Genomic DNA, 25218 nt, shown 5'->3' on the forward strand with positions numbered 1-25218 from the left:
GTGAGAAACATGACGATAATTAATACAAAAAACCTAACAAAAAAGTTTGGAAAATTTACTGCTTTAGATCATGTGAATCTCGATGTGAAGGAAGGGGAAGTGTATGGTTTCATCGGTCCTAATGGAGCAGGTAAATCCACCACCATTCGTCTTTTGCTAGGTATGATTAAGGCTACGGAGGGAGAAGCAACTATTTTCGGACTGGATGCTTGGAAAGATGCTGTGGATATACATAAGCGCTTGGCATATGTGCCAGGCGATGTTAACTTATGGCCAAACTTAACAGGCGGAGAAGTAATCGACCTATTTATGAAATTACGTGGAGCGAGAAATAAAAGCCGACGGGAAGAAATGATTGAAAAGTTTAAATTAGACCCATCTAAAAAATGTAGAACCTACTCTAAAGGGAATCGACAAAAAGTTGCGTTAGTAGCCGCATTTGCATCCGATGCGGATCTATACATTTTAGATGAACCGACATCTGGACTTGACCCATTGATGGAAAAAGTGTTCCAGGATTGTGTGCTGGACTCCAAGAAAGAAGGAAAAAGCATTCTACTTTCCAGTCATATATTATCGGAAGTAGAAAAATTATGTGATAGAGTTGGAATCATTCGCCAGGGGAAAATAATTGAAACAGGGAGTCTAAATCAATTACGTCATTTAACACGAACAAATTTACTGATCGAAACGAAACTACCAATGATCGGATTAAGTGAACTAAATGGTGTTTATGCAATAGAAGAAAAGAACCAAACTCTTTCGTTCCAAGTGGATACAGAAGAATTGGATGTTGTGATAAGACATATTAGCCAGTTCGGCATAATGAGATTAGAAAGTGCACCACCTACTTTAGAAGATTTGTTTATGCGCCACTATAAAGGAGTAGGAGGTGTATCCTAATGTCGAAGAAACCATTTCAACATACAGGGATGCTTGTACGTTTTATATTACGCCAAGATCGTCTACGGATTTCTATATGGATAATCGCTTTAGTGCTCATCACTTTAAGCACGGCCATTTCCTTTTCGGATTTGTACCAAAATCAGGAGGAAAGACAGGCAATCGCACAAACAATGAGGAACCCGGCTATGACGGCGATGGTTGGTTATAGTGGAGGGTTAGAAAATTATACGAATGGAGCGATGATGGCTCATCAAATGTTGCTTTTCAGTGCTATAGCGGTTGCCATCATGAGTATTTTACTTGTTGCTAAACATACTCGCACAGAGGAGGAAGATGGGCAGTTGGAAATGATCCGCGCCCTACCGGTTGGACGTTTGTCGAATTTAAGTGCAACTATCCTAGTTGTCAGTGGTACGAATGTGTTATTAGCAATAATAGTGGGTTTTGGATTGTATGCATTAGGAATTGAAAGTTTAGATTTAGAAGGTTCCTTCTTATATGGAGCAGCTTTAGGTGCAACTGGAATTTTTTTCGCAGCGGCGACCGCAATATTTGCCCAGCTTTCGGAGAACTCTCGTGGGACAATAGGGTTAAGTTTTGCAGTGCTTGGACTTGCGTATTTCATCCGAGCAATTGGTGATGTTGGGAATGCAACACTGTCCTGGTTTTCCCCACTAGGAATCGTATTAAAAGCGGAAGTATATGTCCACAATTACTGGATGCCTATTATATTAGTGATCACTTTAGCAATACTTTTATTGGTGCTAGCATTCTACCTGAATTCCATTCGTGATTTAGATGCGGGATTTTTACCTGCAAAACCGGGCATAGTGCATGCATCGCCATTTTTGCAGGGTCCGATTGGTCTAGCTCTAAGAATTCAACGTACTGGATTAATTGCTTGGGCAATTGGTTTGTTTTTATTGGGGGCTTCCTATGGGTCTGTTTTAGGTGATTTAGAATCCTTTTTCAAAGATGTAGAAATGATGAAAGCTCTAATAACACCCGTCGAAGGATTTACGTTAACAGAACAATTTATACCAATGTTAATGACGGTAATAGCGATGTTTTGTACAGTTCCGGCTCTCCTAGTAGTTTTTAAGCTGAAAGGTGAAGAAAAGAAGAATTATACGGAACATATACTTAGCCGTGCGGTATCACGATCGCGGACAATGGGAAGTTATTTTATAATTTCAATCGTTACTAGCATTGTAATGCTTTTGTTAGCAGTTCTCGGAATGTGGTTTTCAAGTGTAGTTGTGATGGAGGATGCCATTTCCTTTAGTACAATTTTTAAAGCAGCAATGGTTTATTTACCTGCAATCTGGACGATGATTGGTTTAGCGGTATTTTTAGTAGGATTTCGTCCTACAAATACAAGCATTACATGGTTGTATTTTATTTATTCATTTATTGTAGTTTACTTAGGGGCGTTACTTCAATTTCCGGATTGGTTGAGGAATCTTTCACCATATGGTCATATTCCACACCTTCCAGTAGAGGAAATGGATTTTATGGCAGTTTCGGTATTAGTAATCATTGCAATTGTTTTATCTATTGTTGGATTCATCACTTATAATAAACGAGATATTTTAGGTTAATAGAGGATGGGGCTGTCCAATAAGCCCATAAATTGAAGCAGGTGTAGAAAAACGAGTCTTTTTCTACATCTTTTTTTTGTATACTTTTTATAAAACTACTATTTTTTGTAGGCAATTGAATGTAATGAAAGACGGCGTCTCCAGCGGGAATAGCGTGAGCGGAAGGCCCCGCAGGAGCGAACAAAGGAACGAAGGCTAAGAACGCTACCTCGTGTGGCAACGCCTTCGTGACCAACATCGTGTTGGCCTGAGGAGACTGAAGCCATGCCCGCGGAAAGCGTCCGTCTAGAACGGAAATCAATACATTGGAAAAGGGACCATCTCTCAGTCAATGTATGACTTTAGGGACAGACTCGTCTTTATTTTGACATTAAACTAACCACTGGTTATAATATAACCAGTGGTTAGATAAATGGAGGATGAATAATTAAATGAAAAGTAAACAAGAGAAACGTTCGGAAGAAACAAAAATGATGATTTTGGAATCTGCTGGAAATTTATTCGCTACAAAAGGTTATGATGCCGTAACAATCCGCGAAATAGCAAAGGCTGCAGAGTGTTCGCATACAACGATTTATCTTTACTTTAAAGATAAGGAAGCACTGCTTCACCAACTTTCTATGCCACCACTTCAAGATTTGCACAACCAATTACACCAAATTGTACGTAAGAATACATTAACAGCTGAAGACAAACTAAAAAGTATTAGTCGCGAATATATACACTTCTGCTTAAAAAATAGAAATATGTACGATATTTTTTTCAACGCAAAATCATCTAGAGTAGATGTCAAAGAGCCTGAGCTAGAAATTAATAAACTTCGAATTGAAATATTTGAACTGATGAAATTGGTTATTCAGGAATGTTTAATTATTTCAAATAACGACCAATTACTCGCTTTTTCTCGTATTTATTATTTCCATTTGAATGGTATTTTAAGCACGTACTCGTATCAGCATGAACCGCTGGACGTATTAATGGAAAGATTGGCACCCACGTTTGACCTAGCAATCGAAATTCTTCTATTAGGCTTTAAAGAAAAATTGAAGTAAGGGGATAAAATGATGAGAGCAAAAAAGATTTCTGAACATATTTGGAGTTTAAAAATGTGGATGATCATTCCAATTCATGTATGGGTTGTTGTGGATGAGGACGGTGTCACGTTAGTAGACGCAGGCATACCGATGATGGCAAAAGGAATCATAAAATTCATTGAACAATTAAATGCCGGTCCTTTACAAAGAATTCTCTTAACCCATGGACATTCGGATCATGTTGGGGCTGTGAAAGCTATCTTGAACAAGTATGAAGTTCCAGTATACGCACATCGAGTTGAAATTCCCTATATGCAGGGAGATATTATCTACCCAAAAAGAAAAAAACTGGAACATAACTTACCAAAACAATTATCTCATCCACTCTTAGAGGATGAGAATGGCAACTTAAAATCGATAGGTGGACTTACACCATTCTTTACGCCCGGCCATTCCCCTGGTCACGTCGTTTACTACCATGAAAAAGATCAAATATTGTTAGGTGGAGATCTCTTCACTTCTAAGAAAGGTAAGATTCAACCGCCGATGTCTTCGTTTACAGCAGATATGATACAAGCGGTAAAAAGCAGCTCTATTGTGGGGGAATTAAAACCAAAACAGTTGGAAATATGTCATGGGAATGCAGTGCTTCATCCGGCAGATCAGTTAGAGGAATATACTTTAAGAATGGAAAGAAAACTAGGAGGTAGGTAATCATGCTCTTTGTTCAATATACGGTATTAGGTATCTTTTTTCTGATGGAATTATCTGCACTTGCAGCATTCTCCTATTGGGGGTTTCATTTGAACAGAGGTTGGTTCATAAAAATTTTGTTAGGTATAGGCGCCCCTCTTCTTGTTGCAATCTTTTGGGGGACCTTCATCGCTCCAAAAGCATCTATTCCTGTGTCCATCCCGGTACGAATTATATTGCAGCTTATTATATTTGCATTAGCTATAGCGGCCCTGTATTTCTCAAGTAAAAGTATGCTGGCGGTCGTATTTCTGGTTGTTGTAGTAGTTGAAATGATCATCATGTATTCCATGGGGTGGTAATCTAATTACGTAGATGCCTATCTTATTCTATTGCTATTTTCATACTTTCGATAACTAGAGCAAGTGTCGTCAGTCTTTTAAAAAACCAGCCTTCTAACATAAGCATGTTTGTTCGAAGGCTAGTCTCATTCCTTATCTATTCTGTTCTGCTTTCTGTAACAGGCTGTATGTCAGTCGTGACAAACCTTCCGTTGTTTGGCTTATTTCCTCAATGGATTGGACGATTTTGTCTAAATCCTCTTTGTTGCGCCCAAACATATCCACATAGTTTTCCACTTCAAATTTTACAGTGACCAAACCGTTTTTAGCTTGTTGTAGCTTTGTTTGGGACTGTTCGTTAGAGTGTGTGATTTCCTCCATTTGCTTGACCAAACTCGTTATATTGGAATTGTTTTTTTCGATTAATGTATTAATATTGCTGCTTAGCAACTTAGAGTTTTCTGCTAGCTTTCTTACTTCGCTTGCTACAACAGAGAAACCTTTACCATGCTCTCCTGCACGCGCCGCCTCAATGGAAGCATTCAAAGCTAATAAATTTGTTTGATCCGCGATTCCTTCAATACCTTGCGTAATTTTAATAATTTCCTCCGATGTTGCTTTCAACTCATGCATTCCTATTAGCGATGCATTCACTTTTTCGGTAGATTGATTGAATTGGAGTTGCATTTCTTCCATTTGTTCTTGGTTTTGTGTCGTTAAGCCAACTAGATTTCTACTAGATTTTTGCGTGTTTCCTGTTTCTTGTAAGATTTGATTTGCTCGTAAACTCGTATCCGCTATAGACGCCTCGGTTTGTTCTACAGAAGCTGCCACTTCCTGGCTAACAGCAGAAATTTCATTTTGTAAATTTACTCTCGACGCATTAGCTTGATCAATCTCTTCTAGTCGCGTATTCATATATTGATTTGTTACCAGCTGCGCATCGAAATTCATGGCATGGGAAATAGCTAGTATAGCTTGTGTTAAATTCTTCGGATCGCCTTGATAATGTTCGACAATTTTAGGAATTAGTAACGTTTTAAAAGCGGAATAAGAAGCAAGAAACCACGTAACTGGAACAAAATTTAGGTTATGCGTTTGACCTAATTGCTTTCGTATTTGCAAAAATGCATCGTCCATTCTTCCTGTTAATAAGCTACCAAAGTAATCTTCAAACACCTTTTTCATGCGTTCGCGTGAAGAAGCGTTTTGCATGATTTTCAGCATATCTGGATTAAGAGACAACTGATCGATTAATTTTTCCAACACTTCATCTAGCACTGAATCTATTAATGGAGCCATTCCCATTAATGTTTCTAATTGTTCCTGCGTATAGCCCATATAGTTCAAAATAGGGGAAAGGTTTTCATCGCTAGTAAGAACAATACTTGATATTTCTGGGAATTCCATAATAGCTTTATACTTCATTTTCTCTGATTTTTCTTTTGTAAATGGGAACATAGTATTCCTCCGAGTTTTAAATTAGTAATTCTTTCTAATTATCTTCATTAGGATAAATGATTGCAAGTTTGAATGCTTGGAATAAAAAGAATAATGAAAATCATTGAATTAATTGCTTGGTGATCACTATAGTACAATTTATAATATAGATAGAATGAGTTAGTTTCCTAAATAGTACTTTGTTATTAAAATACGAACATTTATCACTTCGTTGATTGAAGCGGCAGGCGGCGACTCCAGCGGGATGAGTGAGACAGATAAGATATCACAAACGACGCGTGAGCTGTGGTGATGGCTTATCGCTCACCCCGCAGAAAGCGTCCGCCTATAGTGGAAATCAACTATACTTTATTCCGCGTAAAATATATATTTCTTTAGTTTCCTTCGTGTTTTTTTATGTAAATTGGAATTATGAAATTGATTCAGAATGGTTTAAAATCGATGGAAAAGGGAGATGGTTCTTATTTCAGTAGATATGGAAACTCAAATAATCGATGACATCATGCATCGTATCGTTTCAAAGACAATGGAACATGGGGAAAAACTTCCTTCTGAAAACGAACTTGCAAAAAAGTATCGAGTACCTAGAATGACTGTAAGAAATGCACTGACAAAATTAGAAGAAAGAGGATACATTTTTTCGGTACAAGGCAAAGGACGTTACTTAAAAGAGAAATCTATTCCAATTCAATTACACCTAACTGGTAAAACGAGTTTTACAGATAAAATGAAGCAAGCGGGCTATGAATTAAAAACAGAGAATAATGTGTGTGAAAAGATTGTCTATAATGAACATATTTATAGAAGCTTAAACTCAGACGAAGAGGAAGATGTCTATAAAGTAGGGAGACTACGCTATATTAATGGGGAACCGATGGCGATTCATTATTCATTCGTCAGTAAAAAGATGTTTCCAGAAATTGCAGAAGACGGTCCAACGATAGAGTCTATGTTTGCTTACTATCGAAATTTCGGTTACAAGGAATTTACAAGTAAAAAAAGTATGTTAAGTATTACGTTTCCTACTTCTGAAGAGCAAAAATTATTGTCTTGTAAAAGCATGGTGCCACTCATCATTGTTGAGAGTGATTGTATAGATGTAAACACCAATAAAATTCTGGAACATACAAAAATACTGTATCGTAGCGATAAGTTTAAATATGATATCACGATGGATTGAAAAGGCAAGGTAAGTAAGTTTTCATTTTCCTGTTGTGCTACAATTATGGATGTAAAGCAAGTCCTATTAATCTTATTGCTATTTGTGTTTCTAATTGGAGAAAGGTCGTAGTATGAATGTTTTCAACACACGACCATCCTCTTAATAGATCCATCGGTAATCATTATAGCCAAAGTCTGTCCAAAGCCCTCCGAAAACAAGTTAAAACCGGTTTTGCACTTAAAGGGAGCTTTAGCGGGTTTCTTAATGTCCACATTTTTATTTTTTCCTGTCAATAAAAGCCTTGAGCTTATCAGGGTTCCTGACAATGTATAGATTGCAAATTGCATTTCTTTCGACATGTATCAGGACAACAGCTTCAATATTTTTACCAGAAGATATAACAACACCGGTTTGTCCGTTTATATTCATAGTCTCAAAACTTGGGCCTTCTTCGTTATGTTGAGCCTTACGAAATAGACCAAGGAGGAAACGGGAGACGAGATTGCTAGATACAATAGGATGGACTGCTGCATGTGCTTTACCCCCTCCGTCTGAAACCAACACAACATCTTCGGCTAGCATGGATACAATCGCACCTACGTTATCTTGTTCGAGAGCTGTAAGAAATTGGTAAATCCATTCTTCGCTCGCGACTTCGAGATGGACCGACTCACCAAAAGTATTTCCCAACTTCCCTCTTGCACGGCTGAAGAGCTTTCTGCAATTTACTTCGCTTTTCCCTACAATCTCAGCAATCTCAGGATACTTAAAGCCTAGAGCCTCATGAAGAACGAAGACTGCCCGTTCTGTAGGGGACAATTTTTCAAGCAATACGAGAATACCATAAGACAACAGCTCACCTTGAACTACTGATTCAAACGGTTCGTCATCCGAAATAGCAATGGGTTCGGGAAGCCACTCTCCGAAATACTGTTCGCGTCGCTTACGTGCCGATTTGTTTAAATCTCGACAACCATTAGTTACCATTTTGCATAGATATGCTTTCGGTTCAACCAAACGATCCAGATTAATGTCATGTAACTTTAGGAATACGTCTTGCACGGCATCCTCTGCATCGGAAGTGGACCCTGTTAGTTGGTAGGCGAGTGTAAATAGCAATCCTTTATACTTTTCATATAATTTTTGTATTTTTGTCACTTCCATTCTTGGAACTAATCCTCTGTATAGACTATGTTATCAAACTCGCAGAATCCCATGTGAATTTTCTAATTTTTTTCCCTAGATTTCCAGTAATAATAATATCTAGCCCCCATTTATTCATCCAAACTATTCCCTTCTCCGGACCTAAGCCAAAACAGAAAAGGTCAATAAACCCCTTATGTGAAGGTGCTGGGCGTCCTATAAGATCCGCCAATAAAATTTTTCCAAGTCTCGTCGCTTGAGCGGTCGCTTCCTTACAAGTCTTCCCGTCCACCTGCCCGCTAGCGGGGTCTACAATTCGTGCGCAGTCGCCGATACTATATACATCTTGTGCCCCCTGAACCCGGTAGCTTGCATCTACAATTACGTATCCGTCGGAAGTGACCGGCAAACCGATGTTTTGTAGTATTGGATTGGGTAACAGTCCTAGCGTCCAGACGCATAGACCAATGGACATCGTTTCTCCACTAGATAAAGTTAGTTTTCCGTCGTCCTCCTCTAATACTCTGCTTTGATGATAGATGGTTACTCCGCTAGCTTTAAGTGAACTCTCCAATTTAATTGCTACTTTGGCTGGTCCCTCTGGGAAGAGCCTTTCATTCGTATTAATTAAGTTTATCCTAGCCTGCTCTGAGTCCAGTCCCAGGTGTTCCGCGTCTTTCCGTACGAAATAGGCTAGTTCGGCAGATGTCTCTATCCCACTTATGCCTGCTCCTGCAACTGCAATGGTCATTAATCTCTGGCGTTCAATCATGTTTGTTTCCTTAACAGCTTTCTTTAGATTAGTGCGCCAAGCTTCCCGGATTTTTCGGGCAGATTCTAGGCTATCCAATGAAAGTCCCCCTTGAATAGGGGAGGGGTGGCGCACGATACTGCCCACAGCAATAACAAGAATGTCAAACCTTATAGAATTCTCATTTCCTTCGGCATCCAGATAAAGTAATCGCTTTGATTCCGATTCAATTTTTTTTACGGAAGCCTGAAGGAATAAAAACTCCTTTGGAAGCAACTGTGTTAAAGGGATCGTAATATCTTGGTTGCCGGCCGCGGGTTTAAATAGTAATACTTTTCGTAAGTGATAGGGGTTTTTGTCTATTAAAATCAGTTTAATTAATCGTTTGTTTTCTTTTTTCTTTAAATTTTTTTGAATTTCTTTAGCTGCATTAATGCCTGCGTATCCTCCACCAATAATGATGCAAGTCAATTCACTCATGTTATCTACTCCTTTTTCTATCTGCATATTAAACGAGATAAGAGGTTAGTTTGTGACAATGAAATGAAATGATTGTAAAAAAATAATAAGCAGGACAAAAGCTCCTCCGCAAGCGACAATCCGCAAAATGAACGCGACAAAATAGCCACGAAAAGGACAAACCCCTCCAGTTGTTTGTCTTTTTTGTTGCAGAATTATTAAGTAAATTTACAAACATTTACGATACCTTAAAACACGGGCACTTGGCGACAAGTTAAGATGAATTTGCAAAGGAGGATTCAACCATATGAAAAGAAGACGAAGAACTGAGATTCTCATTCAAGGAGATGGCCACTTGGCACAACAGTTTGCAGAATCCATTATCGATACCTATGAATGCCGTGAGATTCTGGAACCGCAATATGGATTAACAATGATCAAAATGCGTGAAACGGCAAAAAACTCACTATTTTATATAGGAGAAGTCCTTATTACAGAAGCAAAAGTAGAGATAAATAACCGCATTGGAATCGGTATTGTTGTTGGCATGAAAGATGAGTTGGCCAAACATTTAGCGATTATCGATGCAGCATATAAAGCGGAATTACCTGAAACCATCACTTGGGAAGATTCCTTAATAAAAGCGGAAGCACAAATCGTAAAAGAGCGTGCCACAAAGCAATCGGAACTTTTCAAGACCAAAGTGAACTTTGAGACAATGGAAGTTTAAGCGAAAAAGACAAAATTAATGACCAGGAGAGATAGTATGGCGATTGATCAAGTACATGATTTGCAGCAAGTTTACAGAAAAGTATTGCACAGTATGTCACGACCTGGAACGATTTCCACCTTATCTGAACTAGCAGAACGAGTGGATTTCAATCTTCCATGTAATGAAGCAACCATTTTAACTGCGATGACATTTCTAGATGCAGAAGTTACATTTCACATTCTTTCAAATGATCAACAAAATTTAATAGAAAAAATTTCAGAATATACATCTGCAAGATATTCACCGATTAATGAAGCAGACTTTGTCATTGTACTGCGTGAAGATACAGATGCGGCAATTCAAACTGCGTTACTGCAATGTAAAAATGGCAACCTCATCGATCCGCAGCAATCATCGACATGGATTATCGAGAGTTCTCCTTTATCTAATACAGGTGAAATGACTTTAACTGGACCTGGGATTCAACATACATCTCAATTGGACACAAGCTTTAAGCCATCTATGTGGCAAGCGAGAAATGAACGGACGAAGGAATATCCACTGGGAATTGATTTGATTTTCACGGATTCGGATGCACAAATCGTATGCATTCCTCGGTCGACTTCCGTGAATATGATGGGGGTGAGCTAATGGGATACGTTCCAGTAAAAGGTGGTACTCAGGCAATTGAAGCTTCTATTAAACGATTAAAGTTTGAACGTCTAAAAGGCAAAGAAATCATAGAAATAAACACAATTATGTCGACTATGCGTGCAATGGTAGATCAAGTGATGTCTGAAAGTAGTTTGTATTCTCCTTACTTGGCTGCATTAGCTATTAAACAAGCAGAAGGAAGTATGGAGGAAGCGGTTTTCCTTATGCGTGCTCATCGTTCCACCTTGCCGCGTCCCTATTACAGTCAAACAGTTGAATCGGAAACGATGTTCGTCGAACGAAGAATTTCTGCAAGTTTTAAAGATATCCCAGGTGGTCAATTATTAGGTGCAACATATGATTACACCCACAGATTGCTAGACTTTGATCTCATAAAAGAAAACACAGAAGATAATATGCAATGGCTACAGAATTACCAAGAAGAATTGCAAAATATAGAGAAGTTGGACGAACTTATGTATTTCCCCAAAGTAGTGGATTATTTGCGTGAAGAAGGACTTTTCGAAAAACACAAAGCAAATAACACACCACCTATCGATATTACAAAGCAAAGTTTACAATTTCCAACAACGCGTAGTGAGAGGCTGCAAGTGCTAACGCGAGGGCAAACAGGTGCTGTTACATCTCTAGGGTACGCCTCACTTAGAGGATATGGGCAAGTTCATCCGACTGTTGGAGAGGTACGTGTAGGTGCTGTTCCGATATATGTAGAACATCCAAACGAGATGGAGCAGAGCAAAGAAGAAGAGTTTTACATCGGAGAAATCACGGTGACCGAAGTGGAGTCGTTTGTTCCAACGAAAGTGAAAAATGAAAACAATGAATATGTGTTGGAGTTTGAAATCGGTTATGGCATTTGTTATGGACAAAATGAAACGAAGGCTATTGCTATGAGTATTTTAGATCAATGTCTCGAGCATACAGAATCTGATTTCCCAACTCATGATGAAGAATTTGTTTTATTGCACATAGATTCAGTGGAATCGACCGGTTTTATCTCTCATTTGAAATTACCGCATTATGTTACGTTCCAATCTAAATTGGATAGTATGCGCCAAGTGAAGAAAGGGGTGCAGAAAGTTGAAAGCTAAAACTCATTTTGCTTTTTTCGATGAAGGATCTAAAAAGGAAATTCGTCGTGCCATTATGAAAGCAGTAGCAATTCCCGGATATCAAGTGCCATTTGCTTCAAGAGAAATGCCAATTGCGCGTGGCTGGGGCACAGGGGGATTACAAATCACTCTTTCGATTATTGGTAAGGCAGATGTACTAAAAGTGATTGACCAAGGTGCAGACGAGTCGGTCAATGCAGTCAATATAAAAAAACTAGTCCAAGAAACAACTGGTGTAGAGCTAACGGATCAAACGGAAGACGCTGATATTATTCAGTCAAGGCACCGTATACCAGAATTTGCTCTAACAAAAGAGCAAATTATTGTTTTGCAAGTTCCGGAACCAGAGCCACTTCGAAAAGTGGAAGCAAGAGAATATATGACAAAAAGAATGCATTCCGAAGATGATTATAGCGGTGTGTGGTTAATGTTATTCGAACAAATTATGAAATACGGCAAGACGGCTACAGCTGCAGATCACCCGGTATACGTGAATCATCGGTATGTGATGGCACCTAGCCCGATCCCTAGATTTGATAACGCAAAGATGCATCATTCGGAAGCTTTAATCTTACTTGGGGCAGGACGTGAAAAGAAAATATATGCTGTACCACCTTATACAAATGTCGAATCTCTTGCTTTTGAAGACTATCCATTTACGGTGGAATCGTTTGAAGGCGAGCATTGTCATTTATGTGGTTCAACAGCTATCTTTTTGGATGAATTGATTGATCATCAAACAGGAAAAACCATCTATCAATGTAACGACACAAGCCACTGTATGGATCAGTTGAATAAGAAAGAGAAAGCTGAGGTGCAAACCAGCTATGCATGAGGAACCAATACTAGAAGTCAGAAACTTACGAAAGCAATTTGGTACAGGATGTCGAGAATGCTCGAAACTTGAGACGAGAAAATTGGAGAAAAACTTCTGTAAGCATTGCGGCACGGTTTATGCATGCCAAGATATTTCATTTGATTTGTATCCCGGAGAAATTTTGGGGATTGTTGGGGAAAGTGGAAGCGGAAAATCTACGATGATGCAATGTTTGTATTTTGATGCAGAGGTATCTTCAGGAGATGCATATATCAACGACGCTATATTAGCAGGGCAAAACGTTTTTGAACTGTCTTCCCAGCAAAAACGTTCTATTCGAAACCATATTTATGGCATGGTGTATCAAAATCCAATGCATGGTTTAAAAATGAACTTCTCTTCTGTCGGTAATATTGCGGAAAAACTAATTGCGGCAGGTAATCGAAACGTAGCAGAAATGGAAGCAACGAGCAAAAGGCTACTGGAAAGCGTGCATATTCCTTTGCATCGAATGAAAGAAGAACCACGAAATTTCTCTGGTGGGATGCAACAGAGAGTTCAAATTGCGAAGGCTTTGTCGAATAATCCGCCGATCTTATTTTTGGATGAAGTAACAACTGGTCTCGATTTATCTGTTCAGGCAAATGTTCTGGATTTAATTAAAAAAATACAACGGGATTTAGGTATCAGTATGATCGTCGTATCGCATGATCTAGCGGTGATCCGCATGCTTGCAGATCGAACGATTGTCTTGCTGAACGGAAAAATTATCGAAGAGGGATTAACAGATCAAGTTTTAGAAGACCCACAACATGAGTACACGCAGCAATTAGTTTACTCATTATTATAGGAGGATCGACTACTTTGTACATTATTCATAACGGGAAAATCATAACGGAAGAAGCAATTATCGAAGGATTCGCGGTTGTCGTGGAAGATGAAACCATTCAAGCGATTATCCCACAGGAAGAAGTTGTAGCTTATCCAGAGGCAAATCTAATGGATGCCAGAGGCGGATATATTTCCCCTGGATTTATCGATATCCATTCTGATTATATTGAGACGATTGCTTCACCGAGACCGACTAGCATGATGGATTTCAATATTAGTTTACGAGAAGCAGAAAAAATATTGATCAGCCATGGGATTACGACAATGTTCCATTCCCTTTCTTTTTACCGTGAAGACGTTTTTACCCATAAACCGATGCGTAATCCGAACAATATCCAACGAATGGTTGATGCCATTGATGCAACGCATAACGAGCTGCACTTAATCCGCCATCGCTTACATGCACGTTTTGAAATAGATAATGTGGATGAGATTGATACACTTGTTCGAAATATGGAAGATGGCAAAGTGCATTTATTATCTTTTATGGATCATACACCAGGGCAAGGGCAATATCGCAATCTAGAAGTCTACCGTGAAACTTTAAAGGGATACCGTGATATTTCAGATGATGATGTGAATGTTTTAATCGCAGAACGACAAAGCACGGAGTTTTTAACGATAGAAAAAATAAAAGAAGTGGCAGATATCGCTCTATCAAGAGGGATTGCAGTCGCATCACATGACGATGATGACATAAAAAAATTAGAGTTAGTGAAATCATTTGGAACAACGATTAGTGAGTTCCCTATCACACTAGAGGTTGCTAAACGGGCGAAGGAAATCGGTTTACATACCATTGCGGGGGCTCCAAATGTGCTACTCGGTGGTTCGCACTCTGGCAATTTATCAGCAGCAGAAGCGATTGCGCATGATTGTGTAGATATTCTTTGCAGTGACTATTACCCGGCTGCTCTGTTGCATGCCATATTTGATTTGCATGAAAAGCACGGAAAAGATTTACACAAAATGTTTATGATGGTTACCCTAAATCCTGCTAAAGCTGTACGCATGGACGATGAGTTGGGTTCTATAAAAGTTGGGAAGAAAGCCGACCTTCTTGTGATTGAAAGAATGGAAGACGGTTATCCAATGCTAACTGGAACAATGGTGAATGGTGTTTTAATAACGACAACCAATTACCGGATTAAATAGTAAAGCGAGGAGGAAACAATATGCCGATGCTAGAAATAAAGGAATTTGGCAAGCGATTCACCATTCATCATTTAGGGAAAACGATGCCTGCGATTGAACATATTAATTTCTCCTTGGAAGCTGGAGAATTTATAGGAATTGTAGGGAAGAGTGGCAGTGGGAAATCTACTATATTGAAAAGTATTTACCGCTCCTATTTACCCGATACAGGCGGGATCTTATATAACTCAGACCGTTTTGGTGACATCGACTTGTCGACCATTCCCGAAAGAAAGATGTTGTATTTACGAAAGTATGAAATTGGCTACGTATCCCAATTTTTAAATGTCATGCCGAGAACCACCTGCAAACAGCTCGTTATTAATGCCTTACTGGAAATGGGCGAATCAGAAGAAGTTGCTCTTGTAGAAGCGGAAAAAGCATTAACTCATTTTGAATTAGATCCAAAACTATGGGACAGCTATCCAAATACTTTTTCTGGCGGTGAAAAACTGCGCTTGAACATTGCTATGGCAACGGTTAAAAATCCAAGATTATTATTGTTGGATGAACCAACTGCTAGTCTAGATCAGCAATCAAAACTAAAGGTTCGTGAAATCATCGAGAAGTTGAAAAACAAAGGAACAACCTTAGTAGGTATTTTTCATGATATCGAATTTATGGAAGGTCTTTGCGATAAGGTTTTCGATATGCAAACAAGGCAACTGACCGTTGCGAAAGAAGTTGTTAGGGATGAAAGCTGATTTACATGTCCACAGTCGATACTCGGACGGATCAGATCTTGTAGAATCGGTAATGAAAAAGGCAAGTGAGCAAGGGGTAACGGATATTAGTTTTGTCGATCATGACACGGTTAAAGGCCTACCTGAAATAATCAAACTCGGTGAAAAATACGGCATAAAGGTGATACCTGGTATTGAAATATCAGCCTACGATTTTAATAGAAACCGTAAAGTACATGTGCTGGGATATAACTATCTTCCAGATGCAACTCACATACAGAAGATTTGCGAGCCGCTACTGGAGCGGCGTCAGGCTCATTCTATTTGGCAGATAGAACACATTATAGCTGCTGGATATGAACTGGATATAGAAGCAATAAAGGAAACTGCTAAGCCTTCCGAGACCATTTACAAACAACATATTATGCACCATCTCACCGATGCGGACTATTCATCTTCTGAATATAAGCAACTTTATAAAAGGTTATTTAAAGGAGACGGTGTTGCTGCCGGGGATATTGAGTATATAGACGCTTTTGAAGCTGTGCAAGCAATTGTTGCAGACGGAGGACTAGCTGTCGTGGCGCATCCTGGTCAGTTAAATTCTTATGACCTTATTCCAGAACTTGTAGAGGTTGGCTTGGGGGGAATAGAACGGAATCATTTAGATCATACAGATGAAGACTATCAAAAGGTGGAAGTTATAGCTGAAAAATATGGCTTGATCATGACTGGTGGTACAGATTTCCACGGTTTGTATGGAGTAACTATTGAAATTGGGGCTATTGTGAGTCCTTCATTTCAAAGAGTTGTAAAGAAGGTTAATAGTATTTAAAGATACTGTAAATTTCCACAATTGGAAAATAATTTATGTTTAAATGTAAAAGTACGACTAGGTTAAGAATCTTGCACTGCCATTTTATTTAGCGAAAAGGAGAATTATTAATGAAGAAAAATTGGTCTATCATCAGCCTGTTTTTAGTAGTTGCTCTATTGTTATCTGCATGCTCAGAAGGAACTGCTGGAGCGAAGGAGTCAAAAGTGGACGACGTGATCACAATCGCTTGGTACCCAAATGAATCTGGTACAGATATGAAATCTTCACGTGATGAAATTGGTCGAGTAATTGAAGAAGCTACTGGTAAAAAAGTGGAACATCAGTTAACTACTGATTATGCAATTGCTATTGAAACATTAATAAACAACAACGCAGATCTTGCTTTCATGGGAGCGCAAGGTTATATCGAAGCTAAGAATGGAAACGATGCTATTCAACCATTAGTTGTACCTACTGGTAAATCAGGTACGTTAGATGATGCATTATACCATAGCTGGTTAGCTGTAAATGTAGATGCACAAGATGATTTCAAAGTAGACGGAGAATTTTCTTTAGATACACTAGAACAAAAAAGTATGTCATTCGTTTCAAATAGTTCAACATCCGGATTTGTGGTTCCATCATCATCAATTATCGCTCATTATGCAGAGAAGTCAGGCTTTGAAAATTTAGTACCAGAAGATTTGATGGAAGGCGGACCTCTATTCTCTCAAGTATTATTCGGTAACTCACATCAAGGTTCTGCAGTAAATCTATTAAGTAACAATTCAGAGGTAGCGGCTTTCTGTGATACTTGCGTAGAAAACTACGTAGATGTGGTGGAAGGTGAAAAAAACACAGCTGGATCCGTTTATAAAGTAAAAGACGACGCAGCAGAGCCTTTTAACACAGTACCAGGTAAAGAATTTGTTTTGATGTCTGTAACTCCGGTTTTAAACGCACCATTCGCAGCAAATTTAGAAGCTTTAGGTCAAGAGGATTATGATAAATTACTAGAACTATTCACTTCAGATGAAGTGGCAAACAATGAAAAAATCTTTGTTCCTAAAGATTCAGGACAACCAGGATTATTCTTCAAAACGGAAAGTGAAAGATTCGCAGAAGTGGAAGACGCATGGTTCAACCCAATTCGTGAGCTTTCTAAATAAAAAAATGAATGGCATTAGTAAGGAATTAGAGTATGCATGCGATTACGTGCATGCTCTAATTTTATAAATTAGCTTAAAGGGAGTCGAATCATATGTCCTTAGTTAAAGTGGAGAAGTTAGGGAAATCATATAACGCAGAAACGAAAGTTTTAAAGGACGTTAGTTTTGAGGTAGGAGCAGGAGAATTTGTTTCCATCATTGGTCCATCAGGAGCAGGGAAATCAACACTTTTACGCTGTATTAATCGAATGGTTGAAATCGATGAAGGGAAAGTCATTTTTGATGGTCTAGACGTAGGGACTTTGAACAAGAAAGAACTACGCAAAATGCGTACGAACATTGGCATGATCTTTCAACATTATAATCTCGTGCCGCGTTTATCGGTGATAGAAAATGTGCTACATGGTCGATTGGGATATAAAACAACGCTTCAAGGTATTCTGGGAAGGTTTTCAGAAGCAGAGAAGGAGCATGCCTTTTTCCTTCTAAAAAAATTAGGAATAGAAGAACATGCCTATAAACGATGCGATCAGCTAAGTGGGGGTCAACAACAACGTGTAGGTATTGCTCGCTCACTTATTCAGGAGCCAAAAATCGTTCTTTGTGATGAACCAATCGCTTCTCTTGATCCTAATGCATCCAAAGTGATTATGGATTATTTAAAAATGATTACGATGGAGCTTAATATTACTTGCATCGTGAATTTGCATCAAGTGGAAGTTGCACGTGAATATTCTGATCGCATTATTGGTTTAAGTAAAGGGAGCATCGTATTTGATGGACCAAGCTATAGACTGAATACAGACAGTACAGACTTAATTTATGGAACAAAAACTGTAGAGAAAAGACAGTTAGTAACTGTGTAAGGAGCAACCAAAGTGAATGAAAAAGTAATGAGAAACCAGCGGAAGTGGCAGACGATACTATTTGCCTCCATTATTATCGTCTTGACGTATTTATCATCTGACATAACGAACTTTAATATCATTCATGGAATTGCAACGTTACCGAATGCTGTTACTTGGATATTCTCCAATTTGATTGTTACCCAAGAAACCCTAGAAAGACTGCCGAAGATATTAGAAAAATTAGCAGAGACTATCCTTATGTCCATTGCAGCGACGACAACTGGGACTGTTGTTTCTCTCTTTTTAGGATTAATGGGATCTAAAACAACAGGAACGAGCAGAGCGTTAGGCGTTTTTGCACGCTTCGTTGCATCTGTTGCACGAAATATTCCAGTCGTTGCTTGGGCGTTAATATTGTTGCTTTCATTTGGTCAAAACTCCGTAACAGGTTACTTGGCGTTATTTGTTGGGTCAGTTGGATTCTTAACGAGAGCATTTATCGAATCCATTGATGAAGCGAGTCAAAGTGCAGTGGAAGCATTGCAAGCAACTGGAGCTACATACTTTCAAATTGTCTATAAAGCAGTTATTCCCCAATGTTTGCCACAGATGATTAGCTGGATTTTGTTTATGATCGAGACGAACATCAGAAGTGCGACACTCGTTGGTATTTTAACTGGTACTGGAATTGGGTACTCATTCGACCTCTATTATAAAACCCTTAATTATAATGCAGTAGCGCTTGTAACACTTAGTATCGTCATTTCCGTCATAGCTATTGAGTTAATTTCAAACCATATACGGAAGGTGATTCTATAATGGAAGCAACAACTACCACTACATCGACATATATCAAAAGAAAATCAGATGGCCGTATCTCTCTTAAATCGGGAAACAAAGTGGAGCGTGTGATGAAATGGACCATTCTACTTCTCACTGCTCTAACCATCTTAGCGTTTCTGTTTTTTAACTATACGGGCTTGGACTTAGCGACAGCTATCCCTGAAACCATTTATAACTTGAAAACGATGTTCTTAGAACCAGCATTGACTCACTTCACATGGGGAGAAGCTTTTTATCAAGTAGGGATTACGCTTGGATTAGCATTCCTTGCGACGATTTTAGGAGCGGTCATTGCATTCTTCCTGGCGTTAATGGCGGCAACCAATTTATCCAACAAGTGGGTATCTCAAACGATTCGAATCGTGGTCGCTTTTATTCGAGCAGTTCCAACCGTATTATGGGTATTAATCTTTGCAATTGCAGCAGGGCTAGGAAGTGAAGCTGCCGTTCTAGGTATGCTTTTCCACTCTATTGCATATTTGGTAAAAGCTTTTTCAGAAGCGTTTGAAGAAGTGGATAAAGGAATATTGGAAGCGCTACGTGCAACAGGAGCCAATTGGTGGCATATTGTGACACATGCTGTCTTGCCGTCCACCTTCACGTATCTGTTATCCTGGACGTTTTTACGATTTGAAATTAACTTCTCTGTAGCTGTAGCAATGGGAGCAGCAGCAGGAGCAGGTGGTATTGGCTTTGAATTGTTCATGGCATCTGGCTTCTACTTTGATATGCGCGAAGTCGGATTAATCACCTATATGATTTTACTTTTAGCGATTATTTTAGAGTTAGCTTCTACTAAATTGAAAAGTCGTTACTTCCCAGCCTCAGCCAAATAAACGAAAAAGGATTTTCCGGTTTAGATGGGAAATCCTTTTTCGTGTGAAATGGAATAAATGAACCGATGCGAGAGCAAAGCAGCTAGTTTAACAGAGCCCATACCACCGATTTATTAGAAGGTAAAGACGAGTAAGTACTTATAAAACATACAATGATATAAGGAGGATTTTATGAATAAACTATTAAATGCAATAAAATTTGAAGGTATCCACAATTTTAGAGATATGGGTGGTTACAAGTCCAAAGATGGTCGTATAGTAAAAGAAGGAGTACTATTTCGCTCTGGTGAACTAGGAAATATGAAAGAAGTTGACCTGGAAAAGCTTCAACAATTAAGTTTACATACTATTTTTGATTATCGTGATGAAGTGGAGGCACAAACCAATGTAACCCCTCTTATTGGGGGAGTAAATAATATTCGTATTCCTGCACAAAAACAAAATGAGACCCAAACTGCTGCCATGAAAGAATTATTAAAAAATGAAGCTTTTTCTAATATAGATGAACACTCATTTACTGCATTTTACGTTGAATTACCGATAAATAATGCTTCCTATAAAAAGCTAGTAGAGATTTTTGTCGAAGGGAAGGGACCATTATTACATCACTGTACAGCAGGTAAAGACCGCACTGGAGTAGGAGCAGCAATTATCTTGATGATTTTAGATATTCCAATCGAGACCATTATCGAAGATTACTTAAAAACCAATGAATTTTTACAAGAAAATACACCAAAATGGTTAGAAAAAATGAAAGAAATAATTCAAGACGATGAAACAGTGGCAATACTTGCAAGCTGTAGAGAAATCTATATTCAAAGCGCATATAATAGTATTTTATCAGTGTACGGGAGTGTAGATGCGTATTTACTGGAGGAATTTGGGATAGATGCAGGTGTAAGAGAGAAAGTGAAATCACATTACTTAGTTTAACCAATTTAGTGAGGACACAATAGAATAAGCACTAGAAACAATTTTCATAAGTTTCTGGGGCTTATTCTATTATTATTCAAATTTATCATTATAAATCAACCCATCATCATTTAGGCGGGTAATTCCACAAAGAGCGAATAATATTTTTTTCATCATGACAACTCCTCTTGAATAGGTGATCACTACTTATTGTACCTTTTAGTTTTCTATATAAAACAAGAGGTATATACGCTACGTAGTAACAATCGCAAGAAAATTTTAATAGTATACAACTAAAGAAATGGTTAGATAATTTGCATAATCAGCTAGTACCATTTAGGAGAGTGTATATGCCAGCTATTACAGGAAAGCAATATATTGATCGAATTGACCAACTTCAAACGAATATATGGATAGATGGTAAACCTGTAACGGGTAAGATTTCCGAGCACGCTGCATTCAAGGGGATCATGAGAAGTCAGGCGGCATTGTACGATTTGCAGCATGATGCTTCCTTAAAAGACGTCATGACGTATCCATCCCCGTTAACGGGAAATTCAGTAGGCATGTCTTTTTTACAGCCAAAGACAAAAGAGGATTTAGCTAACAGGCGAGCAATGGTGCAGCATTGGGCTAGAACAAACAATGGGCTGATGGGTAGAAGTCCAGACTATATGAATACAGTGTTAATGGCTTATGTTTCATCAGTAGATATATTAGAAAATCAACAGAACTGTTTTCCTGCTAACTTACGAGCGTTCTATGAATATGCAAGGGAACATGATATTTCCTTGACCCATACATTTATTGATCCACAAGTTAATCGGGCACAGTTTTATGTGGAGGATATAAAGGAGCCAATTGCTGCGAAGGTAATCGATCAAAACGAAGAAGGAATTATCGTAAAGGGTGCTAGGTTACTTGCAACACAAGGTGGAATAACGGATGAATTATTAGTGTTATCATCGGGAGGGATTCTAGAAAAAGGACATGGATTTTTATTTTCCATACCTAGTAATAGCAAGGGATTAAGGTTTATATGTAGAGAATCCTTTGTTGGTGGCGACTCCACATTTAACTATCCACTAAGCTCGCGATATGAGGAAATGGATTCTCTTGTTGTATTCGACAATGTATTGGTTCCTTGGGATCGCGTATTTTTTTATGATAACATCCCAGTATCGACCAGCTTCATGATTTCTAGCTCTTTTCTACCGTTTACCCTACATCAAGTTGCATCTAGACAAATTGTGAAAATAGAATTTATATTGGGGATCGTCCAATCTATTATCGAGACAATTCAAATAGAAGAATATCAGCATGTCCAAGAAAAGGCTTCTGAAATTATTGTAGCTTTGGAAACGATGAAAGCATTAGTAATCAAATCCGAGGTAGAAGCAAAAATCAACCAATGGGGGTTTATGCAACCAGACCGCCATACACTACAGGTGGCGATGAATGTATTTCCACGCGTATACCCGAGGTTTGCCGAAATCATTCAGCTTTTAGGGGCAAGTGGATTAATGTCCATCCCAACCGAAAATGCGTTTCAATCCACAATTAGAAAAGATCTCGATCAATATTTACAGTCTAACGAAGACAATGCAGAGGATCGCGTCAAACTTTTCCGCTTAGCTTGGGATTTAACGATGAGTTCTTTCGGCACACGCCAAACACTATATGAACGCTTTTTCTTTGGTGACCCTGTTAGGCTTTCTACTCAGCTATACTACTCCTATGATAAAGACCCGTTTGTGCAACGAGTGAAGGATATGTTGAAATAAGTTCGCGGTTGCGGGCTTTTTTTGTTGGAATTAAATAAATAGCGTAAACGAATGAAACCAAACTGACTTTTAATGTTAGATGGAAAACTATAGGGATATGATAAAATATTTGTATAGATTACTTTTTGCCTAAAACGACAATAAGTAATGGAGAGCGAGAATAGATCTACAACGGAACTAAATTTAGGATTAAACCTTTTGTATTACTAAAGTGGGTGAATAAGTATCCAAATTTCTTTACCATTTACTGTAAAGTGATTAGGTTATGTATACACTCCTATAATGTTAATAATATATACGTCACGGAAACACCAGTCTAAAAGACTTGGTTTAATGAAATCTGGGATGCCAGAAGAAAGCAATAGAGTTTAATGAAAAGATGGATTAGCATATGAAGATAAAAAAGAAGAAAAAAAGAGAACGAAAGAAATTGAAACACTGAAAGGTATGATTTAAATGGAAAAATTAGAAGGAAAAACGATAGATGTCGTGAAAGACAATGTGGAAAAACTACAAGAGCTATTCCCAGAAGTTTTTACAGAACAAAAGATAGATTTTGAAAAACTAAAGATCGCTCTAGGAGACCGTGTACAATCCGAAAAAGAAAGATATGAATTTACATGGAACGGAAAAACAGAAGCGATTCAAATGGCACAAAAACAATCAACAGGAACCCTCCGTCCATGCAAGGAAGAGAGTGTAGAATGGGATACAACACAAAACTTATATATAGAAGGAGATAACTTAGAAGTCCTGAGACTCCTTCAAAACTCGTATAGAGATAAAGTGAAAATGATCTACATTGATCCGCCTTATAACACTGGAAAAGATTTTGTCTATAAAGATAACTTCCATAACAATATTAAAAACTATACAGAAATGATGGAGGAAAGCTATAAATCCAATGCGGAGACAAATGGTAGGTACCATACGGATTGGCTAAATATGATTTATCCAAGATTGAAGTTAGCAAAGAGTTTATTGAAAGATGATGGTGTCATTTTTGTCAGTATTGATGACTCAGAGCAAAGTAACCTAAAAAAAATAATGGATGAAATATTCGGGGAAGCGAATTTTATTGCCTCTGTCACGAGAAATACAAATAGTGCAAAAAACCAAGCCATCTTTTTCTCTGTAAGTCATGATTATTGTTTGGTCTATGCTAAAAATATTGGTAGCTTAAATGTTAAATATGCAGAAAATAAATGGGCAGTAGCCAAAAATAATGTGAATGATTATTTAAGAAAAATTGAAGAGCTTAGGAATATGAATTTAAGCCATGATGAAATTACGGAAGAATTAAAACAAATTACTAAATATCCTCGATTTACGGATTTTGTGAACTACTGGTATATGGACGATAAAGGAGTTTACCAAAAAGATAATCTAGGTGGGGTAAAGAACGGGAACATGGTAACTATCATGAATCCTCTTACTTTAATGGAAGACCCGATTCCTCCAGGAGGATTTAGATATAGCGCAGAGAAACTGCAACAATTAATAGAGGAAGATAGGATTCATTTTCATACAGATGGAAGCCTTCCAAGACTTAAAAGATATTTAACAGATAATCTAGAGCAGAGACCAAAATCCATTATGTCAGATGACCAAAGACCGGACTATTCTTTGTTAAAAGAGTTCAATACACCATTTGATAATCCAAAGCAATTAAGTTTCATTAAGCGATTACTAAGCATTTTTGAAAACGATGAAATTTATCTAGATTTCTTTTCGGGATCAGCAACAACAGCCCATGCGGTCATGGATTTAAATGCTGCAGACGGAGGTAGCAGGAAATTTATTATGGTGCAGATTCCAGAAACAACGGATGAAAAGTCGGATGCTTACAAAGCGGGTTATACGAACATTTGTGAAATCGGTAAAGAACGTATTCGACGTGCTGGTTTAAAAGTAAAAGAAGAAAATAAAGATAAAGACGGATTAGACAATCTGGATATTGGATTTAAAGTTTTCAAGTTAGATGAGACAAATTTAAAAACGTGGGATGAGGATGCCGAGAATATTGAAAATAATCTCTTATTCTTTGAAGGAGCAGTAAAAGAAGGGCGTACGCAGGAAGATGTACTTTATGAGATTTTATTGAAGTACGGCATTCCTTTAACTGTGCCAATGGAAGAAGAAAAAGTGGGAGATATTACTTCATTCTCAGTAGGGTTTGGTTATTTAGTGATTTGTTTGGATAAAAATCTAACAACTAAAAATATAGAAGAACTAGTCTTACATTACCCAGAGTGTAAACGTATGGTGTTTTTAGATGATGGATTTGCGTCTGATGAGGCGAAAATTAATGCAGAACAACTATTGAAAAGAAGTGGTGTCGATGACATTCGAGTAATTTAAGGAGGTGCATCAA

Annotated in this window: 24 protein-coding genes; 21 read left to right on the forward strand and 3 right to left on the reverse strand. The window is 38.1% G+C overall.

Annotated elements, in window-relative coordinates:
- Positions 1–9: 9 nt before the first annotated feature.
- The 5 genes from MHH81_RS01305 (at position 10) to MHH81_RS01325 (ending at position 4596) form a co-directional block, all read left to right on the forward strand.
- The gene (locus tag MHH81_RS01305) at positions 10–903 is read left to right on the forward strand and encodes an ABC transporter ATP-binding protein (RefSeq protein ID WP_340917044.1); all 894 of its coding nucleotides are present in this window, start codon (positions 10–12) and stop codon (positions 901–903) included.
- Positions 903–2507: an ABC transporter permease gene (locus MHH81_RS01310; protein ID WP_340917046.1), complete on the forward strand. Its 1605-nt coding sequence runs from the start codon at positions 903–905 to the stop codon at positions 2505–2507. Before MHH81_RS01305 ends, MHH81_RS01310 begins: the two co-directional genes overlap by 1 nt.
- Before the next feature lie 431 nt (positions 2508–2938).
- A complete protein-coding gene (locus tag MHH81_RS01315) occupies positions 2939–3559 on the forward strand; it encodes a TetR/AcrR family transcriptional regulator (RefSeq protein ID WP_340917048.1) in 621 nt (206 codons plus the stop codon).
- A 9-nt stretch (positions 3560–3568) separates the two neighbouring features.
- Positions 3569–4255 carry an MBL fold metallo-hydrolase gene (locus MHH81_RS01320; protein WP_340917051.1) on the forward strand — a complete coding sequence of 229 codons (687 nt, stop codon included), beginning with the start codon at positions 3569–3571 and terminating at the stop codon, positions 4253–4255.
- A gap of 2 nt (positions 4256–4257) precedes the next feature.
- Positions 4258–4596, forward strand: coding sequence for a YrdB family protein (locus MHH81_RS01325; RefSeq protein WP_340917054.1), 339 nt, complete (start codon positions 4258–4260; stop codon positions 4594–4596).
- A gap of 132 nt (positions 4597–4728) precedes the next feature.
- Here the strand turns inward: MHH81_RS01325 and MHH81_RS01330 are convergent, their stop codons facing one another.
- Complete coding sequence (locus MHH81_RS01330) at positions 4729–6036, reverse strand: globin-coupled sensor protein (protein ID WP_340917056.1); 1308 nt, start codon at positions 6034–6036, stop codon at positions 4729–4731.
- A 454-nt stretch (positions 6037–6490) separates the two neighbouring features.
- Between MHH81_RS01330 and MHH81_RS01335 the strand changes: the two genes are divergently transcribed.
- Positions 6491–7216 (forward strand): GntR family transcriptional regulator, encoded by a 726-nt coding sequence (locus MHH81_RS01335; protein ID WP_340917058.1) that lies wholly within the window; start codon positions 6491–6493, stop codon positions 7214–7216.
- A 258-nt stretch (positions 7217–7474) separates the two neighbouring features.
- Here the strand turns inward: MHH81_RS01335 and sigJ are convergent, their stop codons facing one another.
- Together sigJ and MHH81_RS01345 are read right to left on the reverse strand one after the other, a co-directional pair.
- Positions 7475–8347, reverse strand: coding sequence for an RNA polymerase sigma factor SigJ (sigJ, locus tag MHH81_RS01340; RefSeq protein WP_445678120.1), 873 nt, complete (start codon positions 8345–8347; stop codon positions 7475–7477).
- Between the two features lie 40 nt (positions 8348–8387).
- Positions 8388–9572: an NAD(P)/FAD-dependent oxidoreductase gene (locus tag MHH81_RS01345; RefSeq protein ID WP_340917062.1), complete on the reverse strand. Its 1185-nt coding sequence runs from the start codon at positions 9570–9572 to the stop codon at positions 8388–8390.
- A 286-nt stretch (positions 9573–9858) separates the two neighbouring features.
- Between MHH81_RS01345 and phnG the strand changes: the two genes are divergently transcribed.
- The 15 genes from phnG (at position 9859) to MHH81_RS01420 (ending at position 25205) form a co-directional block, all read left to right on the forward strand.
- Positions 9859–10281 (forward strand): phosphonate C-P lyase system protein PhnG, encoded by a 423-nt coding sequence (gene phnG, locus MHH81_RS01350; RefSeq protein ID WP_340917064.1) that lies wholly within the window; start codon positions 9859–9861, stop codon positions 10279–10281.
- A gap of 36 nt (positions 10282–10317) precedes the next feature.
- On the forward strand, positions 10318–10914 hold the full coding sequence (gene phnH, locus MHH81_RS01355) for a phosphonate C-P lyase system protein PhnH (protein WP_340917066.1): 597 nt from the start codon (positions 10318–10320) through the stop codon (positions 10912–10914).
- Positions 10914–12029, forward strand: coding sequence for a carbon-phosphorus lyase complex subunit PhnI (locus MHH81_RS01360; RefSeq protein WP_340917068.1), 1116 nt, complete (start codon positions 10914–10916; stop codon positions 12027–12029). Before phnH ends, MHH81_RS01360 begins: the two co-directional genes overlap by 1 nt.
- Positions 12019–12885 carry an alpha-D-ribose 1-methylphosphonate 5-phosphate C-P-lyase PhnJ gene (locus tag MHH81_RS01365; protein WP_340917070.1) on the forward strand — a complete coding sequence of 289 codons (867 nt, stop codon included), beginning with the start codon at positions 12019–12021 and terminating at the stop codon, positions 12883–12885. Before MHH81_RS01360 ends, MHH81_RS01365 begins: the two co-directional genes overlap by 11 nt.
- Positions 12878–13717, forward strand: coding sequence for an ATP-binding cassette domain-containing protein (locus MHH81_RS01370; protein WP_340917072.1), 840 nt, complete (start codon positions 12878–12880; stop codon positions 13715–13717). Before MHH81_RS01365 ends, MHH81_RS01370 begins: the two co-directional genes overlap by 8 nt.
- A 14-nt stretch (positions 13718–13731) precedes the next feature.
- Positions 13732–14913 (forward strand): phosphonate metabolism protein PhnM, encoded by a 1182-nt coding sequence (gene phnM / locus MHH81_RS01375; RefSeq protein WP_340917073.1) that lies wholly within the window; start codon positions 13732–13734, stop codon positions 14911–14913.
- Between the two features lie 20 nt (positions 14914–14933).
- Positions 14934–15656: a phosphonate C-P lyase system protein PhnL gene (locus tag MHH81_RS01380; protein WP_340917075.1), complete on the forward strand. Its 723-nt coding sequence runs from the start codon at positions 14934–14936 to the stop codon at positions 15654–15656.
- Positions 15646–16470 carry a PHP domain-containing protein gene (locus MHH81_RS01385; protein WP_340925085.1) on the forward strand — a complete coding sequence of 275 codons (825 nt, stop codon included), beginning with the start codon at positions 15646–15648 and terminating at the stop codon, positions 16468–16470. Before MHH81_RS01380 ends, MHH81_RS01385 begins: the two co-directional genes overlap by 11 nt.
- 110 nt (positions 16471–16580) lie before the next feature.
- On the forward strand, positions 16581–17621 hold the full coding sequence (locus MHH81_RS01390) for a PhnD/SsuA/transferrin family substrate-binding protein (RefSeq protein WP_340917077.1): 1041 nt from the start codon (positions 16581–16583) through the stop codon (positions 17619–17621).
- A gap of 92 nt (positions 17622–17713) precedes the next feature.
- Complete coding sequence (gene phnC / locus MHH81_RS01395; protein WP_340917079.1) at positions 17714–18487, forward strand: phosphonate ABC transporter ATP-binding protein; 774 nt, start codon at positions 17714–17716, stop codon at positions 18485–18487.
- Between the two features lie 12 nt (positions 18488–18499).
- Entirely contained in the window at positions 18500–19288 is a 789-nt protein-coding gene (gene phnE / locus MHH81_RS01400) for a phosphonate ABC transporter, permease protein PhnE (protein WP_340917081.1), read from the forward strand.
- Positions 19288–20148 (forward strand): phosphonate ABC transporter, permease protein PhnE, encoded by an 861-nt coding sequence (gene phnE, locus MHH81_RS01405; RefSeq protein ID WP_340917084.1) that lies wholly within the window; start codon positions 19288–19290, stop codon positions 20146–20148. The genes phnE (MHH81_RS01400) and phnE (MHH81_RS01405) overlap by 1 nt, the downstream gene beginning before the upstream one ends.
- 171 nt (positions 20149–20319) lie before the next feature.
- A complete protein-coding gene (locus MHH81_RS01410) occupies positions 20320–21081 on the forward strand; it encodes a tyrosine-protein phosphatase (protein WP_340917088.1) in 762 nt (253 codons plus the stop codon).
- A gap of 329 nt (positions 21082–21410) precedes the next feature.
- Entirely contained in the window at positions 21411–22844 is a 1434-nt protein-coding gene (gene hpaB / locus MHH81_RS01415) for a 4-hydroxyphenylacetate 3-monooxygenase, oxygenase component (protein ID WP_340917090.1), read from the forward strand.
- Positions 22845–23300: 456 nt separating this feature from the next.
- On the forward strand, positions 23301–25205 hold the full coding sequence (locus MHH81_RS01420; RefSeq protein WP_340917094.1) for a site-specific DNA-methyltransferase: 1905 nt from the start codon (positions 23301–23303) through the stop codon (positions 25203–25205).
- Positions 25206–25218 lie beyond the last annotated feature (13 nt).

It is taken from the genome of Psychrobacillus sp. FSL H8-0484 (assembly GCF_038005325.1).
In the GTDB taxonomy this organism is placed as follows: domain Bacteria; phylum Bacillota; class Bacilli; order Bacillales_A; family Planococcaceae; genus Psychrobacillus.